The 15,995-nt window shown below is 39.9% G+C and carries 11 protein-coding genes and 1 pseudogene; 5 read left to right on the forward strand and 7 right to left on the reverse strand.

Annotation, left to right across the window (positions count from 1 at the left end):
• Positions 1 to 459: 459 nt before the first annotated feature.
• The 4 genes from ftsE to NMK50_RS10655 all read left to right on the forward strand — a co-directional run bounded on the left by ftsE (position 460) and on the right by NMK50_RS10655 (position 3,543).
• Positions 460 to 1,119 carry a cell division ATP-binding protein FtsE gene (gene ftsE / locus NMK50_RS09150; RefSeq protein ID WP_004857838.1) on the forward strand — a complete coding sequence of 220 codons (660 nt, stop codon included), beginning with the start codon at positions 460 to 462 and terminating at the stop codon, positions 1,117 to 1,119.
• The gene (locus NMK50_RS09155) at positions 1,112 to 2,065 is read left to right on the forward strand and encodes a cell division protein FtsX (protein WP_254770193.1); all 954 of its coding nucleotides are present in this window, start codon (positions 1,112 to 1,114) and stop codon (positions 2,063 to 2,065) included. The genes ftsE and NMK50_RS09155 overlap by 8 nt, the downstream gene beginning before the upstream one ends.
• Before the next feature lie 4 nt (positions 2,066 to 2,069).
• Complete coding sequence (locus tag NMK50_RS09160) at positions 2,070 to 2,744, forward strand: YdcF family protein (RefSeq protein WP_254770194.1); 675 nt, start codon at positions 2,070 to 2,072, stop codon at positions 2,742 to 2,744.
• Positions 2,745 to 3,417: 673 nt separating this feature from the next.
• Positions 3,418 to 3,543 (forward strand): hypothetical protein, encoded by a 126-nt coding sequence (locus NMK50_RS10655; protein WP_374112175.1) that lies wholly within the window; start codon positions 3,418 to 3,420, stop codon positions 3,541 to 3,543.
• Positions 3,544 to 3,654: 111 nt separating this feature from the next.
• Here the strand turns inward: NMK50_RS10655 and NMK50_RS09170 are convergent.
• Positions 3,655 to 4,602: pseudogene (locus NMK50_RS09170) on the reverse strand (type ISP restriction/modification enzyme); the annotation flags it as partial.
• Positions 4,603 to 4,857: 255 nt separating this feature from the next.
• Between NMK50_RS09170 and NMK50_RS09175 the strand changes: the two are divergent.
• A complete protein-coding gene (locus NMK50_RS09175; protein WP_254770195.1) occupies positions 4,858 to 5,010 on the forward strand; it encodes a DNA-binding protein in 153 nt (50 codons plus the stop codon).
• A gap of 1,724 nt (positions 5,011 to 6,734) precedes the next feature.
• Here the strand turns inward: NMK50_RS09175 and NMK50_RS09180 are convergent.
• From NMK50_RS09180 to NMK50_RS09205, 6 genes are all read right to left on the reverse strand, one after another.
• A complete protein-coding gene (locus NMK50_RS09180) occupies positions 6,735 to 8,732 on the reverse strand; it encodes a MacB family efflux pump subunit (RefSeq protein WP_254770196.1) in 1,998 nt (665 codons plus the stop codon).
• 3 nt (positions 8,733 to 8,735) lie between these two features.
• Positions 8,736 to 9,956 carry an efflux RND transporter periplasmic adaptor subunit gene (locus tag NMK50_RS09185; protein ID WP_254770197.1) on the reverse strand — a complete coding sequence of 407 codons (1,221 nt, stop codon included), beginning with the start codon at positions 9,954 to 9,956 and terminating at the stop codon, positions 8,736 to 8,738.
• Positions 9,953 to 11,437: an efflux transporter outer membrane subunit gene (locus NMK50_RS09190; RefSeq protein WP_254770198.1), complete on the reverse strand. Its 1,485-nt coding sequence runs from the start codon at positions 11,435 to 11,437 to the stop codon at positions 9,953 to 9,955. Before NMK50_RS09190 ends, NMK50_RS09185 begins: the two co-directional genes overlap by 4 nt.
• A gap of 125 nt (positions 11,438 to 11,562) precedes the next feature.
• Positions 11,563 to 12,372, reverse strand: coding sequence for an exodeoxyribonuclease III (locus tag NMK50_RS09195; protein ID WP_254770199.1), 810 nt, complete (start codon positions 12,370 to 12,372; stop codon positions 11,563 to 11,565).
• 29 nt (positions 12,373 to 12,401) lie between these two features.
• On the reverse strand, positions 12,402 to 13,010 hold the full coding sequence (locus NMK50_RS09200; RefSeq protein ID WP_254770200.1) for a LolA family protein: 609 nt from the start codon (positions 13,008 to 13,010) through the stop codon (positions 12,402 to 12,404).
• Positions 13,011 to 13,124: 114 nt separating this feature from the next.
• Entirely contained in the window at positions 13,125 to 15,551 is a 2,427-nt protein-coding gene (locus NMK50_RS09205) for an FtsK/SpoIIIE family DNA translocase (RefSeq protein ID WP_254770201.1), read from the reverse strand.
• Positions 15,552 to 15,995: the final 444 nt, after the last annotated feature.

Here is a 15,995-nt window from a genome sequence, read left to right on the forward strand (position 1 = left end):
TCTCGACATTCTAAAGTCACCAGTAAAGGAAAAAACATTCTATGGAGTCATTCAAACTCTCTAAAAACAGAGTGTCTTTCTCAATGCCAACGCAAAACACAAACGGATTAAAAAAACATTCAAAGGCGTATCAATTTTAAGAAAATCTAAAAGAGAAAAGCAAAGTAACCATGTAACCATCAAACAGAAAAGACGGCTTCTGAGTAAAAACGAGCCTGTTTTCTTTTATGTTTCTGCTAGCAACACCTTGGAATTCCTGTTAAAATCATAAATAAAGAAGAAATTCAAGGAAAAATAATAAGGAATTATATTCTTACAAAGAATGTTTTTCAATAACAAACTGGAAATGATGGAAGAAAATATTAAAAACAATACCCTATAAAAACGACCAAGAACCTAAAATAATGAAAGAAAAAACTCTTAAAATGATGCACGATAACAACGAAGTGGTAATGAAAAGTGATTCATTTTGAAAATGTTGGTTTGCGCTATGGAATGGGCCCTGAGGTCCTTCGTGATATCAGCTTTCATATTCCTCCTGGATCCTTCCAATTTCTCACTGGTGCTTCTGGAGCAGGAAAGACATCGTTGATGCGCCTGATGTTTTTGGCGCTTAAACCAACGCGCGGTCATATTGATCTGTTTGGCAACGATACAGCATTACTCAAACGACAAGAACTTCCAGCACTCCGGCAACGTATCGGTGTTGTCTTTCAAGACTTTCGTCTGCTTGATCACATGACAACTTATGAAAATGTCTCTTTACCTTTACGCATTAAAGGACAAGAAGAAGCAACCTATCGCAGTGAAGTAGAAGATCTTCTTTGTTGGGTAGGACTTGGAGATCATATTCATGTTTTACCCCCCGTTCTTTCTGGTGGAGAAAAACAAAGGGTAGCAATTGCCCGTGCACTTATTGATCAACCTGAAATTCTTTTAGCGGATGAACCAACAGGAAATGTTGATCCCCCTTTAGCAAAGCGTCTGCTCCGCTTGTTTATTGAATTAAATCGTTTTGGAACAGCTGTCATCATTGCCACGCATGATATTGCATTGATGGAACAGGTTGCGGCACGGCGCATGCTTCTCCATAATGGACGGATGACAATTCATGAATAAATTTTTCCCCCTTTTTACAAGTGGTCAAAAAAACAGCACGGCGATTATTCCAAGTAGCAATATTTCTGGGCAAGCACTGGTTGCAGTCATTGCTATTATGACATTTCTCTCTAGCCTCACATTGATTGGTGTTGATCTTGTGCAACGTGCCGCTCATAGCTGGAGCAATCAAATTAGCTATGAAGCAACCATTCAAATACGTCCCATTGAAAATATGAACATCGAAACAGCCCTTCATGATGCGGTTAAACTGGTAAAAACATTTCATGGTGTGCAAGATGCCACCATTGTTGACAAAACAGCGACGGAAAAACTGCTTGAACCATGGCTTGGCACAGGTTTAAGCTTCAATGAACTGCCTCTTCCCCGCCTTATTATCGTAACATTAAACGAAAAAGAAGAAATTGACTTTCGTGCCATAAGTCACGCCATCAAAACTCAAATTCCAGGAGGCCAATTTGATGACCATCGTGTTTGGGTGGATCGTTTGACAACAATGGCGCATACAACTGTTTTTATTGGTTTTGCAATTTTAATATTGGTTTTAGGTTCATTGATCCTCACGGTTATTTTTGCCGCACGCAATGCCTTAGCGGAGAATGCGCATATTATTAATGTCTTATACTTTCTCGGAACTGAAACCGTTTTCATTGCACGACAATTTGATTGGCATTTTTTTAAAACCGCCTTGCGCGGTGCGTTCTATGGTGGTACCATAAGCGCATTGCTGTTTGCTGCTTTTAGCTTTTGGACAAATTATAACATAGGGAGAGTAGAAGCTAGTCAAGTCACTGCTTTGTTTGGGCATCTTTCCATCAGTTCCATTCCTTATGGAAAAATCATCGGTCTTATTTTTTTCGTTTCTTTTCTTACTGTTTTTACAAACCGCATGACTATTTTAGCACAACTGAAAAAAATTGATCAATGCGAAAATGGCTTGTTTTAATTTTATGACCCACAACGCATATAATTCTCAGTCACCGATGCCAGACAATCAAAAGCATTCCCTAAAAAAGCACACCAGAGGCACTCTAAGCTCTCTGCGCTGTTTGTTTTGCTATGTGCCACCAACCGTATTTTCTCTTTTAATAATCACTCTGCTCTTTTGTGTTGGTTTCGTTATTTTTTCTGAAAAAACCGAACGGCTTCAACCACCTAATCCATTGCCGAAAGCGGATGCACTCATCGTTTTCACTGGGGGGAAAGACCGAATAAAGACAGGATTGGAACTCTTACAGCAAGGGCTTGGTTCGCGGCTTTTAATCAGTGGAGTCAACGCCTCAACCAATCTGAAAAATTTTATGCACAGCACGCATATTACCCCGCAGCTTTTCAGCTGTTGTGTTGACATTGGTCATAAAGCGATGAACACAACAGGAAATGCTGAAGAAAGTGCAGCTTGGATCAAAAAACACCATTACCAAACAGTTTATATTGTCACCCATGATTACCACATGTGGCGCTCTTTGCGTGAGCTTAAACATTTAATGCCTGAAATCAATTTTATTGCCTATCCTGTTAAAAAGAACGACAAGGGAAACACAATAGAACAGATCAAACACCTACGCATTCTTATATTTCAATACATCAAAACAATTGAGGTCTACATAAGAACCGCATTTTAATCTTTACCCTTCTCGTATTATAAAAATTTACACCAAGCAGCATCAGTATTTGCCAACTCAAACGTTACAAAGGCCCTCAAACACATTCCTAAAAGGCTTTTTACACCCTTCTTCCCTATCCACAAACCACCCAGCTTGTAAGATAAAAGCCCTCTCAAACACATTTCTAAAAGGCTTTTTATACCCTTCTTCCCTATCCACAAACCATCTAGCTTGTAATTATGCAAAGGGATAGTTTTGCCTCATTACTATGGGAATTGACTTTCTCGACATCCTAAAAGATAAAGATTCTTAACTACCTTTAGTTTTTCAACAATCCAACTTCTTGTCTCATAGGGTCCACTTACTAGCAAGATATTGATTTATAACAATAAATTATCGTTTTGCCTGTTGAATAAAACCCCTGAAAATGGTAAGATCCTCTCATTTTGAATCCTCTTATTTTGAAAGAATAAAAACCATGTTCCTGCGCGTCATAAACAGAGCTGTCGTGTGGATAAAAAACTCTAAAAAAGAGGAAAAATGCCTCTTATGAATCATCTAAAGACCGAAGACTGTCGCAACATTGGCGGCCGGTAAAGAGTATGATGGCGCCGGCTTATACCTTCATAAGCATAAAGATGGGGGTGCTTAATGGCTTTATCGATATACCATCCACGAGCGCTATCGTAAAATGGGCTTGGGTGCTTTAAAACATGTCTTAAAAAAAGCCCGTGAATATGCAACACGATGGCGTTCTGTTTTACACCCACGCACTGCAAATTACTCTATAAAACACGACAAGCAATCCATGCCTTAAAGAATTCACCACACATGCTAAAAACACCCCATGTAGAAGTCTGTACACAAACTTGATATTACCAGCTCTACAACAATAGTGCTTTATCACCACATCTCAAAAGACACTGTTTTACAATACAACGGATAAGTTAACATTTTCAGTGTCTCTTATTTCTAATTTCGGTAGACTGCGAACAATCTTCATTGTTTCTAAGCTGACAGTAATAACCCGTTGAAACAACTCCAACGGATAAGCAGGATTACCCATCGTTTCAACAGCATAGCGGTTAGCATCATTGATAAGACCACTCGCTTTATCAGTTTTGACAACCTGCCGTCCCATCACCCATTCAAGAGCTGGCCTACCATTCACCACATAATCATAAGCTTCAAGAGGGATATTTGTCATTGTGATATTACTGTTGTAAATAACAGTGGATTTATCTTTTTCCCTACTATTTCTAGCAAATTTCATTTCTGTGACATAGTAAAATTTTTCAGGATGAGGAATATCTGTAAGTTTTGGATCACCATCTTTAAAGGTAACAGGATAAGGTTCAACCTCTTCATAATTCATATGCATGTCACCAAGCTTTCGCCCTGCTGTCACAAAAGCCCAAAAATCCTCTACGCTTTTAACGATTGGAATCCGCAGCAACTGTTTAGCCAAATTATGCGCATAACGCGCACGATAATCTTCTGAATGCAAGATCCCGTAAACATAATAAAACAAATCATCCTTTGTTATCATTTCACGAGGATAAGCCGCTTTAAAATGTGCCAACCCTTCATCCGTAATGGCATCACGACGTTGCAAGCCAACTTTTTTGCTTTCTTTTGCAAAATTTGCAAACAAATGAGCCTGCTCCTCCTGTTTATCTTCTAAAGGCTCAGTATCTTCATAAACATACCGTGGAAAACATTGCCCCTTCTCCATTGCATCCAAGTTGAGCAAATACTTAGCCATCAAAACAGAAAAATCACTGCTTGCTCCAACTCCTGTTACTTGTATCACGCTATTTTCAACCACTTTTCCCAGAGGGAATATACGCGGCATTTGATACACCATTTCATTAAATTTGTCTCTTAAATGAGAGCCTCAAACATTGTAAGATTCTTTCATTTCAAACCTCCTCATCTTGAATCAAATCAAATCACGTGCCTACTTAACACAAACAGCACTGATGTATGGGTAAAAACGAGCAAGAAAAGGATAAAATCCCTCTTATAAAGCATCTTAATGCAAAACTGTCGCAACACTATTGTGAGCTGGCAAATATGATGATGGTGCAGGGACTTACACCTTCATAAGCGTAAAGATAGTACAAAATGATTGCTTATGAATATTTTAACATTCTACTGTCATGGAACCAATGGATTACGACAAAAACCCTTAAAGTTTCATTTTTTATCACGTTGGTTACAATCAGATCTGATGAATGCGCTTGAAAAAGCCAAAACGCAGTATCTCAATGATGTTGCATAAAAAACCTTCTCACATAAGGATAGACAAAGCTTTTTCAAATTATCACGAATTGAAGAGTACAAAATCCATCCTGTGACGCAGCGTCTAAAGAGGAGAAAAATGCATCATTCTAGAAATGCTCAGGGCATCACAAAATTAACTATTGTAAAAAAATTCAACACTCATGTTTTCGCTTCACATGCTTTTTTTAGTATTTATGTATTGCAGCGCCTAATCATTGCAAAGGTTTCCTTGAGAGCTCCATTAGCAATGTAGTAGCAATTTCGGTATTTCAGCATAGAGCAAGTAAAACATATCAATAGAGCACACCGCGAACGCAAGCATCACAAACTCTCATTGAAATATCCTAATATAGGGATATCATGTTAGGTAACAACGACTAAATCATGGAGAATTGATGCGTAATATCCCTCCTTATCCTGTTACCCCAAACCTACAGTTGGTATACGTATCAAACGTAGAATATTCTACTGCTTTTTACAAATTCATCTTTAAGAAAGAGCCTGTATTCGTCTCGCCACGCCATGTTGCATTTTCTTCTTCAGGTGACACACTCTTTGCTCTCTGGTCTGGTGGGATGCACCTGAGAAAAATATGCCTCGTTTTTCAGAAATCGGCATTATGTTGCCTGATGGGGAGAACGTAGATAAGCTATATGCAAAATGGCAAGAGCAAACCACCATTGAAATAAATGTCTTGAAGGAACCATATACTGACATATTTGGACGTACCTTCCTAATCAAAGATCCCGACAGTCATATTGTTCGTGTTTGTCCATTGGATTAAAAAGCCTTAAACCAGATCTTTAATCGCCTAAACTCTATTTGTCTGTTTTCAAAACCTATAAAGCTATGCACGCAAGAGGCTTACTTACGACGCGTAGCTTATCCGTTTAGTCCTATATGAAAATTCTCTACACCTTTAACAATCAGTATTGAGCCGCACAAAATGCTGTTTTCGCTGCAGGGCATTGTAATAAAAAAGCGTTTATAGATTGAGCAATATCATAAAGAGCTCATAAAAAGCGGCTTATTCTTGGGAACAATGGAGCTGGTAAATCAACTTTTCTAGAGATTCTTGCGGAGTTTATTGTTCTTATGCGAGCATACTTTATAAAGCCCCGCAAATTTGCTGGAAATTACTTGCACAAGATATAAGCTTTTCAAATCTTCAAGCAACACTACACTTTCTATATGAGCAGAATACCAATGACAGCGTGCCCTTGTTTACTAAATTCTTGGTTTTTATTATTGCCCAGCCATCGCATATGCTGCTTTTAGATGAGCCAACCAATCACCTGTCATTAAATTTTGTTGAGAAACAAGAAGATACTTTCCAGCTTAACGGCGACAATTATTATTACTTTGCATGATCGCTGGTTGCAGTGTCAATGGCAAAGTAAAAACTTAAAATATCTCATAAAGATTTTTAAATACAAATTTCACTCTGCTCTGCCTGCTTTTTTGAAATGAGAATCGTGAAATCAACGGACAGTTTATTTTATAGAAGCTAAAATAGAATACAAATTTACTTATGATCCGTTATGCTTATAAAACTTCATCCTTTCATGTATAGACATAAAACACACGCCCCTTAACGCATAAAGGATTTTCTAAAAAAGAGCAGCAAAGAATGCGCAACTTTTTCACCCATATTTCGCTTCATAAATGCTTCATGTTCATGCAAGCCAAAAGCATAACAACATACACGACAATTGATCATGCTTAATCACGCGAGAGAGCAACAACAGGATCAAGGCGTGAAGCTTGCCGTGCTGGTGAAAAACCAAAACAGATCCCTATGAGGGTTGAAAAAGTCAGAGACAAAATGACGGAATCAATCGTATAAAGCAAGTGGATAGGCGCTTTAAGCAGAACAAACAAACCACCGATAGAAAGTCCAAACAAGATTCCCAAACCGCCACCAATGACACAAACCAAAATTGCTTCAATTAAAAATTGCTGTAAAATATCACCCTGACGCGCGCCCACAGCCATACGCACCCCAATTTCATTGATTCGTTCAGAAACGGTGACCAGCATAATATTCATCACCCCAATCCCCCCCACGATCAGCGAGATAGCAGCAATTGAAGACACTAAAAGTGTTAAAATATGCGTGCTTTCCATGATACGTTCACGAAAGAACTCTGAACTTCGAATGAAAAAATCCTCTCCACCGTGCCGCATCGTGAGAAAACGCTTAACCATAGCCTCTGCCAAATGTGAATCAACATCATCAGCAATCTTAACAGTAATGGCACGTACCTGTGTTGTTCCAAGAAAACGCGTTTGCACTGTCGTATAGGGCAAATAAACTTGCAACGTATTAGAAGTTTCTCCCATATGTTGTGGTTCTATCACACCAAGAATACGCACGGGAACGTTCCCCACATGAACAATTTTTCCAATAGGATCTTCATGACTATGAGGGAAAAGCACAGCAAGTGCTTCTTTTTCGATCACAAGATCAACAGCGCGCTCATGCACACTCTTTTGATCAAACAATCTCCCTTGAACAGCTTTGAATCCTTGTGTCTGGAAATATTGTTCTCCTACCCCAACAATCACAGCATTGGCTTTAACGCCACCAACACGTATAGTAGAACTTGTTGAAAGTTGCGGTGTTACACCAAAAACATAGGGCAAATGAGAGAGCGCCTCTGCATCGGCTTCCACCAAGCTTGTTATTTTCTCTGCTTGTGGATCAGAGAGACTTTTTCCAGGTAAAATTGTCAATGTATTAGAACCTAAACTTTTAAAATTTTCCAGAATTTTCTCTCGCGTACCATTTCCCAAAGCCACCATAGCAATAATGGCACCAATACCGATAATCACCCCAAGCATTGTTAAAAAAGTTCGCATTCGATGTGCATTCATTGCCAACAAAGCCATAACAAATGCTTCACGAAACCGTTCGAAAAAAGAACGAAGAAAACCAAGCTGTTGTTTCCCTTCGAACTTTTCCCCCTCATATTGACTAGCAGCTTTTGTTTTTTTCCCCGCAGCTTTTGTTTTTGCACCCTTTGACACACGATCAGCAATAATTTCCCCATCACTAATTTCGATAATACGTTCAGCTCTTTCAGCCACGTGCATATCATGCGTTACAATAATAATGGTGCGTCCTTCTTGATGCAGTTCATCCAAAATACGCAACACTTCCTCACCACTGTGTTTATCTAATGCGCCGGTTGGTTCATCAGCAAGAATAACCTCTGCGTTATTCATCAAGGCACGAGCGATAGAAACCCGTTGCTGCTGCCCCCCTGAGAGCTGATTTGGACGATGATTAATCCGGTCCCCCATACCCAAACGTGTTAAAAGATCTTGTGCACGTTGTTTTCTTGTTGCGACAGGGTGCCCGGCATAAATAGCTGGAATTTCAACATTTCCCAATGCTGTCAATTCATTGAGCAAATGATAGCGCTGAAAAATGAATCCAAAATGGTTACGCCGCAAAGCCGATAATTCATCAGCAGAAAGAGTAGCTGTTTCTTTTCCTGAAATCCAATAACGACCAGAGGTTGCTCGATCAAGACACCCTAAGATATTCATCAAAGTGGATTTTCCTGAACCAGAGGCCCCTACAATCGCTACCATTTCACCACGCTTAATGGTGAGATTAATGTTTTTCAAGACAGTCACGCATGTTTCACCGGCCGGGAATTGACGCACAATATCTTCTAAAACAATGACAGCATCTGCTTTCTCTGTTTTCATAGCTTAAATCTCATCTTCGTTATGTTTATCAAAAGATTCTGGCATTCCACCAACACGTGTGCCGGTGATAACCACCTCCCCCTCATTAAGCCCTGAAACCACCTCTGCGACAACCTTGTTATTCAACCCAATTGTTACCTGTTTACTCACCACTTTGTTTTGCCCCTCAAGAACAGAAACCCATGCTTTATTCTCTTTTGTTTCATCGCGTAAAGCATCACTTGGAACCAACAAAACATTCTGAGCACGCCCTAAGATAATATGCACTTGCGCCGTCATATAAGTTCGCAAAAAATTGTCTGCATTATCAACATGGAGAATTCCGTTATAATAGATAGCCGACGATATTAAAGCACTAGATCCTGCCATACCAGGATTAATACTCACATCATTACGAATAGCTTCAGGCGCCGGTTCCACCCTTTCTAAAGTTCCCTCATAACGGCGCTGTGAATTGCCTAAAACTGTAAAATAAAGCGGTTGTCCAGCGTGAACTTTCAGAATATCCGCTTCTGAGATTTGCGCTTTGACCGTCATCTTTGACAAATCACCTAAAATAACAATTGTTGGTGCCGACTGAACAGCATTAACATTCTGCCCTTCTTCTACAACTGTTGCTAAAACCGTTCCCGCAGAAGGAGCAGTTATTCGTGTATACCCTAAATTGACCTCAGCACTATCCACATCTATTTTTGCTTGTACAATCTGTTGACGAAGCTGCTCAATTTGCGCCTCACGTATTTTTACTTGTGTTGCTGCATCATCCAGATTAGCCCGTGAAACTGCATGCGATTCAATCATTTTTTTCTGACGCTCTAAATTTTTCCGTGCCAGAGAAAGATAAGCTTCCTGTTCTACCAAATTCGCCTCATAATGCGCGAGTGCTGCTTTTTTTCTTTTAAGATCATTTTCTTGATCTGTCGGATCAATTTCTGCCAAGAGATCTCCCTCTTTGACAATACTACCAGGGGAAACGCGCATTGACACCACACGCCCTGTCGCCCGTGCACCAACAGCGACCAATCGATAGGGGCGCACAAGACCCGAAGCCAAAACACTTTCTTCGATATCCCCCCGTTTTACTACCGCAGTCATATAAACAGGTACTGATGTTCCAAAAAAAACAGAACGCAACCATAACAAGATAATAAGCAATAGAACCGTTAAAAAGAAGGAAAGTTTTTTATGTTTTTTAATGAAATTTTTTATAAAACTTATTTTCATTGCCCTACCTTTGTACGCGAACGGGGTACATTATCAACAACCTCTGGATGAGATGCGTCAACAACACCATCCCAGCCTCCCCCCAACGCTTTCATCAGCGCAATATACTGAGTAACCAAAGCAATACGACTATCCTTAAGAGCCATTTGCGTAGAATAATGGGAACGATCAGCATTTAACAATTCAAGAAAGCTGGTATTTCCATTTTCAAACAGATTTTGTGAAAGTTTTAAAGAATGCAAAGAAGCTTTATTTGCAACAATAAGCTTTTCTAAACGCTGATGTTCTTTGCTTAATCTTACAAGCGCATTTTCTACCTCTTGCAAAGCGCCCAACACAGCCGCCCGATAATGAATAAACGCTTGATCACGTTGTGCCCGTGCGACGGCAACAGAAGCGGTGATTTGTCCCCCATTAAAAAACGGGAAACGAAGACCAGGTCCAAAAGACCAACCAATTGTTGAACTTTTCCACAATTGATCAATTGCCGTTGCTGCTGTTGAAATATTTCCTGTTAAAGTAAGTGATGGATAGCGATCTGCCTCACGTTGACCAATCCGTGCTGTCGCTTGCGCGTATTGACGCTCTGCTCGCCGTAAATCGGGACGTGTTAACAAAATATCAGCTGGAATTCCTGCTGGTATTGGCCATTTTGGCTGCGGAATTTTTGCTTGTCTAACATTTTTTTGTAAAAGATCCTTTAAAGCCATAGGCACACGACCCGTTAAGACAGAAAGACTATGAATACTCATTGCCAAATTTGCTTCCATCTGCGCTATATCGGCTTCCGTATTCGCCAGTTGTGCTTGCGCATTGGAAACATCAAGTTCTGAAACATCCCCGGCCTTTAATCTAGCACGCATCAAGTCATATGTTTTGCGTTGTGAAAGAGCAATTTGCCGCACAATGAACAACTTTTGTTGCCATCCTCGCACTTGGACATAATTTGTTGCCACATCTCCCAACAATGTCACCATGGTAGCACGCATATCTTCAACAGCGGCTTCAAGACCGTAACGCGCCGCTTCAACGCCTCGCTTATGTCCACCAAAAAAATCAAGCTCCCAACTTGCATCAAAACTACTGCGATATTGGCTTAAAAGCGCATCAGACTGTCCAGAATCACTACGTGTTCCTGAAATTGAATTTGATACACTTGGCAAAAGCGATCCCACTACTTGCCCTAAGCTCGCCCGCGCTTCACGCACCCGCGCTTTAGCAACAGCAACATTATTGTTCCCAGAAATGGCATGATCCATTAACACATTCAAAACGGGATCATTCAAATGCCGCCACCACCCAGCAAGCACGACAGAACGCTGCGATATTTTTGTAGACTGCTGCCCCCAACTTTTTGGAACCTGAAAAGATGTTTTAAGATAATTAGGGCCAACCATACATCCTGATAATATAAAAACACACAACCAAATACTATAAAACAATCTGTTAGAAGTAACCCACTCTCGATTTTTGATCCGCATCCACTCTCCCACATGCTTTCAGAATAAATCTCTTAATATTTTATTTACGAAAATCTTATTTTGAATTTATCATAGTTTCAAAATCAATCCATTAATATTTTATTTACTATGATTTTATTCCCAATTTACTTTGAAAAATCAAAGAGTGTTTGTACTGGAACATGATCTGAAGGTTGCTTCCATCCCCGTGCCCTATGAAAAATTGCAAGATCAGCAACAAAAGGTGCTAAATCTGGAGAGGACCAAATATGGTCAAGTCGCCGCCCACGATCAGCAAGCGCCCAATCGCGTGCACGATAACTCCACCATGTATAAAGCTTGGTCGGAACAGGAATATACCACCGCATCAAATCAACCCAACCACCTTGGCAACAAAGAGCTTGTAAACGCTCTGTCTCAACAGGTGTATGGCTTACAACCTTCAACAATTGCTTATGAGACCAAACATCCTCTGGCAAAGGTGCAATATTCAAATCACCCACCAAAAGAGAAGAAAGCCCCTGTCCCTGATCTGCTTGAATAGAAGACATTTCTTCTAAAAAATCAAGTTTATGACGAAATTTTTCATTCACATCCGGATCAGGCACATCGCCTCCAGCGGGAACATAAAAATTGTGAATCTGTACATCTCTACCACAAATTTCCACAATCACTGAAAGATAACGACAATCTTGTTTTTGACAAAAGAAGCGCTTTTCAACAGTCTTAAACGGCAAGCGTGAAACAATTGCGACACCATTATAAGATTTTTGCCCACTCAACGCGATATGCTTATAACCTGCTGCTTCAAAAGCCTCGATTGGAAAAAGAGCATCTGGACATTTCGTCTCCTGTAGACACAAAATATCAGCAGGAAAGAGATCCAAATATTGAAAAACCTGTGCAAGACGCAAACGGATAGAGTTAATATTCCAAGTAGCAATACGAAAGAGCATCTGTTTGAATTCCAATGATGTAAAACAAACTATTTCTTTGCAGGAAGTGTAAACATCCCATCAGCAAACCTCACACCCGTACGTACATTCATAACCTGAACCGTTGTTTCTAAATTCTGTTGATCAACAATTGTCCATTGGCGTAAAGTTGTGCCCTTAGAATCAAACACCATTCTTATTTGCCCTGATCCAATGTTTTTATCACGCAGAACAATTGTCACCGCTCCTGGATCTTCACGAAAAGCCAACAAACGCCCTGATGAAACATCGATTTTATCATCTAACAGAAACTTCATTGGCGTTTGCAAAAGCTGTGAAAAATTCCACGTATTGAGAGCACGATTATGAATTCCTACGAATTGACCATCTGCAATAATCTGTAAGGGTATTTTTTTATAAATGAAACGAATTTTTCCTGGACGCTCTAAATAAAATGTCCCCTGAGACATTTTTCCCTTTGGACTAAACTGAATAAAATCCCCCGTCATTGTTTTAATTGCCGCAAAGCGATTCACAACATTCTGCGCCCTTGCTACTTTATTGGATGATTGCGAAAAAGCAGAAAAAGTGAAACAGCAAAAGAGAATCACTCCAACCAACCCAAAGATTCTTCTTTGTGGTAAAAAAGGCGTTTTCATAGAAAATGCTCCCCAGAAAAATAGTTTTGTTTTATAATAAAATAGGATAATCAATAAATACCCTTCCCTAAAAGAGAAAGATATTGTTAAAAGAAACTATCAAAAGATTTTATTTTAAAAGCGTTCTTCCTCAGCAGGTATCAAAATTTCTCGTTTTCCTGCGTGATTTGCTGCGCTAATGATCCCCTCTTCTTCCATCCGTTCAATCAGTGAAGCCGCACGGTTATACCCAATGCCTAAGCGGCGTTGAATATAAGAAGTTGAAGCCTTACGATCACGCAAAACGATAGCAACCGCTTGACTATAAGGATCATCGGCTGCCGGAGAAACCGAAGCAACATCCGCATCATTTTCTGCAATATCCTGCGTAATGGTTTCTAAATAATCAGGAAGGCCTTGTGCTTTAAGATGCGCGACAACTTGCTCCACTTCATCATCAGCCACAAAAGGCCCGTGCACACGTTGAACACGCCCTCCTCCCATCATGAACAGCATATCTCCCTGCCCCAACAATTGCTCCGCCCCCTGTTCACCAAGAATTGTTCGGCTATCAATTTTTGAACTAACAGAAAAAGAAATACGTGTAGGAAAATTGGCTTTAATCGTCCCAGTAATGACATCCACCGAAGGGCGTTGTGTTGCCATAATCACATGAATACCAGCGGCACGTGCCATTTGTGCAAGGCGTTGAACCGCACCTTCAATGTCTTTACCAGCCACCATCATCAAATCGGCCATTTCATCAATAATGACAACAATATAAGGCATAGAACGAAAATCCAGTGTTTCTGTTTCATAAAGGGGCTCACCAGTTTCATGATCAAATCCGACTTGAATTGTACGCGTCATTGTCTCGCCTTGACTTTCTGCTTCCCTAAGACGTGCATTAAAGCCATCAATATTGCGCACACCAAGTTTTGACATTTTACTGTAGCGTTCTTCCATTTCACGAACAGCCCATTTCAGTGCAATGACTGCTTTTTTAGGGTCCGTTACCACGGGTGTTAACAAATGGGGGATGCCATCATAAACTGAAAGTTCAAGCATTTTCGGATCAACCATAATGAGGCGGCATTGTTCAGGTGTCATCCGATAAAGCAGAGACAAAATCATAGTATTAATAGCCACAGATTTTCCCGATCCTGTTGTCCCAGCAACCAAAAGATGGGGCATTTTTGCTAAATCCGCAATAACCGCTTCACCACCGATTGTCTTCCCCAAAGCAAGCCCTAATTTCGCTTTACTCTCCATAAATTCTTGCGCTTGCAAAATATCACGCAAATAAACCATCTCACGCGTTGCATTGGGTAATTCTATTCCAATGACATTGCGCCCAGGCACCACCGCAACGCGTGCGGATATTGCCCGCATCGAGCGGGCAATATCATCTGCCAGACCAATAATACGAGAAGATTTAATACCAGCAGCCGGTTCAAATTCATACAAAGTGACCACCGGACCAGGACGTGCATCAATCATTTTTCCCTTGACGCCAAAATCTAACAAAACCCCTTCTAATTCATGAGAATTGGCTTTTAAGGCAGCAGGAGAAAGTTTAGCATCCCTTGCGGTTGGTGGAGAAACCGCAAGATAGTCTAAAAGAGGAAGGAGAAAACGACCATTTGAAGAAGCCTTTAAAGGCTTAAAAACATGGTTTTTAAGAGGAGGAGCCTTCTCTTGCTTTTCCTGACATTTTGCTTTTTCATCCAAGAAAATAGGTTCAATGCGATCAAAGGATTTTTCGCCTCTCTTAGAGCGCCTTTTGATAGAAAAAAGGCGAAAAAAACCCGCTTGTAAAAAATACAAAAGATGTAAAATCGCTCCCAAAGTTGTAACAAAAAAACCATGACGCCCCCTCTCTTCAACTTCCATATCTTCTAACGCATCAAAGGGAAGATTAGCCATTTCATTTTTTTGAACATTTTTTGCTTTACTTTTCTTTGTTTGGCGTCGCCACACCACGTTGCCTGCAAAAACAGCCATTAACAAACCTAACACACTCCCACCAAGACCCAACAACAATTTCTGAAATGGAGAAAAAAAGACAGGAAAAATTGCATAAACAGCATTTAAAGCTTTATCGCCCAAAAGTCCTCCCAAACCCATTGGCAATGGCCAATATGTAAAGAAGGCAACAGGTGTCATAAGAGCAAAAGAAATTAAAAAACAAATCGTTGATATCACCCATAAAAAAAGGCGAAAAATCAAATTGTGGATATCCTTTTGTGCTAACAAAAGAAATGACCAAAATAGTGGTGGTAACAAAACACCAAGACTTGCCAAACCAAAAAACTGCATAACAAAATCTGAAAAAATTGCCCCCGGCCACCCCATAAAGTTTGTAACACTGTTTGTATTTGCATGTGTCAAAGAAGGATCGGCAACATTCCACGTTGCTAAAGCGAAAACGCAAAAAATAAGAAAACCCAAAAGCCCAAGCCCAATGAAAACACCAATTTGACGTAAAAACATTTCAATAAGCCGCGAACCATAAGATTTTTGCGCTTCTAATAAATCATAAGGTGGAGAACTTTGCTGCATCCATCAATTCCAAATACAAAACCTTCGCATTAAAGAGTTATAAAATTATGACCACAAAATATTAACACAGTTTTAACTATCATCATCATAACAGTTGTCTTCTCTCTATACAGTTTCCTTACTCTCTACGAATGTCGCAAAACATTGTCCCTCAAGACAGTATGTTGTGAAATACGTTCATACCCATAAAATACCATAGCATTTCCGCTTGATTTTAGCTTTCTTTTACATCACCAAATATATTTTCTTTTGCATCAACAAATGGAGAAGTGTAAAGTTGAAGAGAATATTTAAGATAAAATTTGCCCCATAGGTTTATAAATCTGAATCATACTCAATGATCAACAGGAGAAAAATCAAGAGAAAGCAACCATCTCTAGACCAGCGTAAGAATGAAACCTTCGTCCTTTAGACGGAGGAGAGCAAAGAAGAAACCATAACAAA

Origin of the sequence: Bartonella harrusi (assembly GCF_024297065.1) — a bacterium.
GTDB lineage: Bacteria > Pseudomonadota > Alphaproteobacteria > Rhizobiales > Rhizobiaceae > Bartonella > Bartonella harrusi.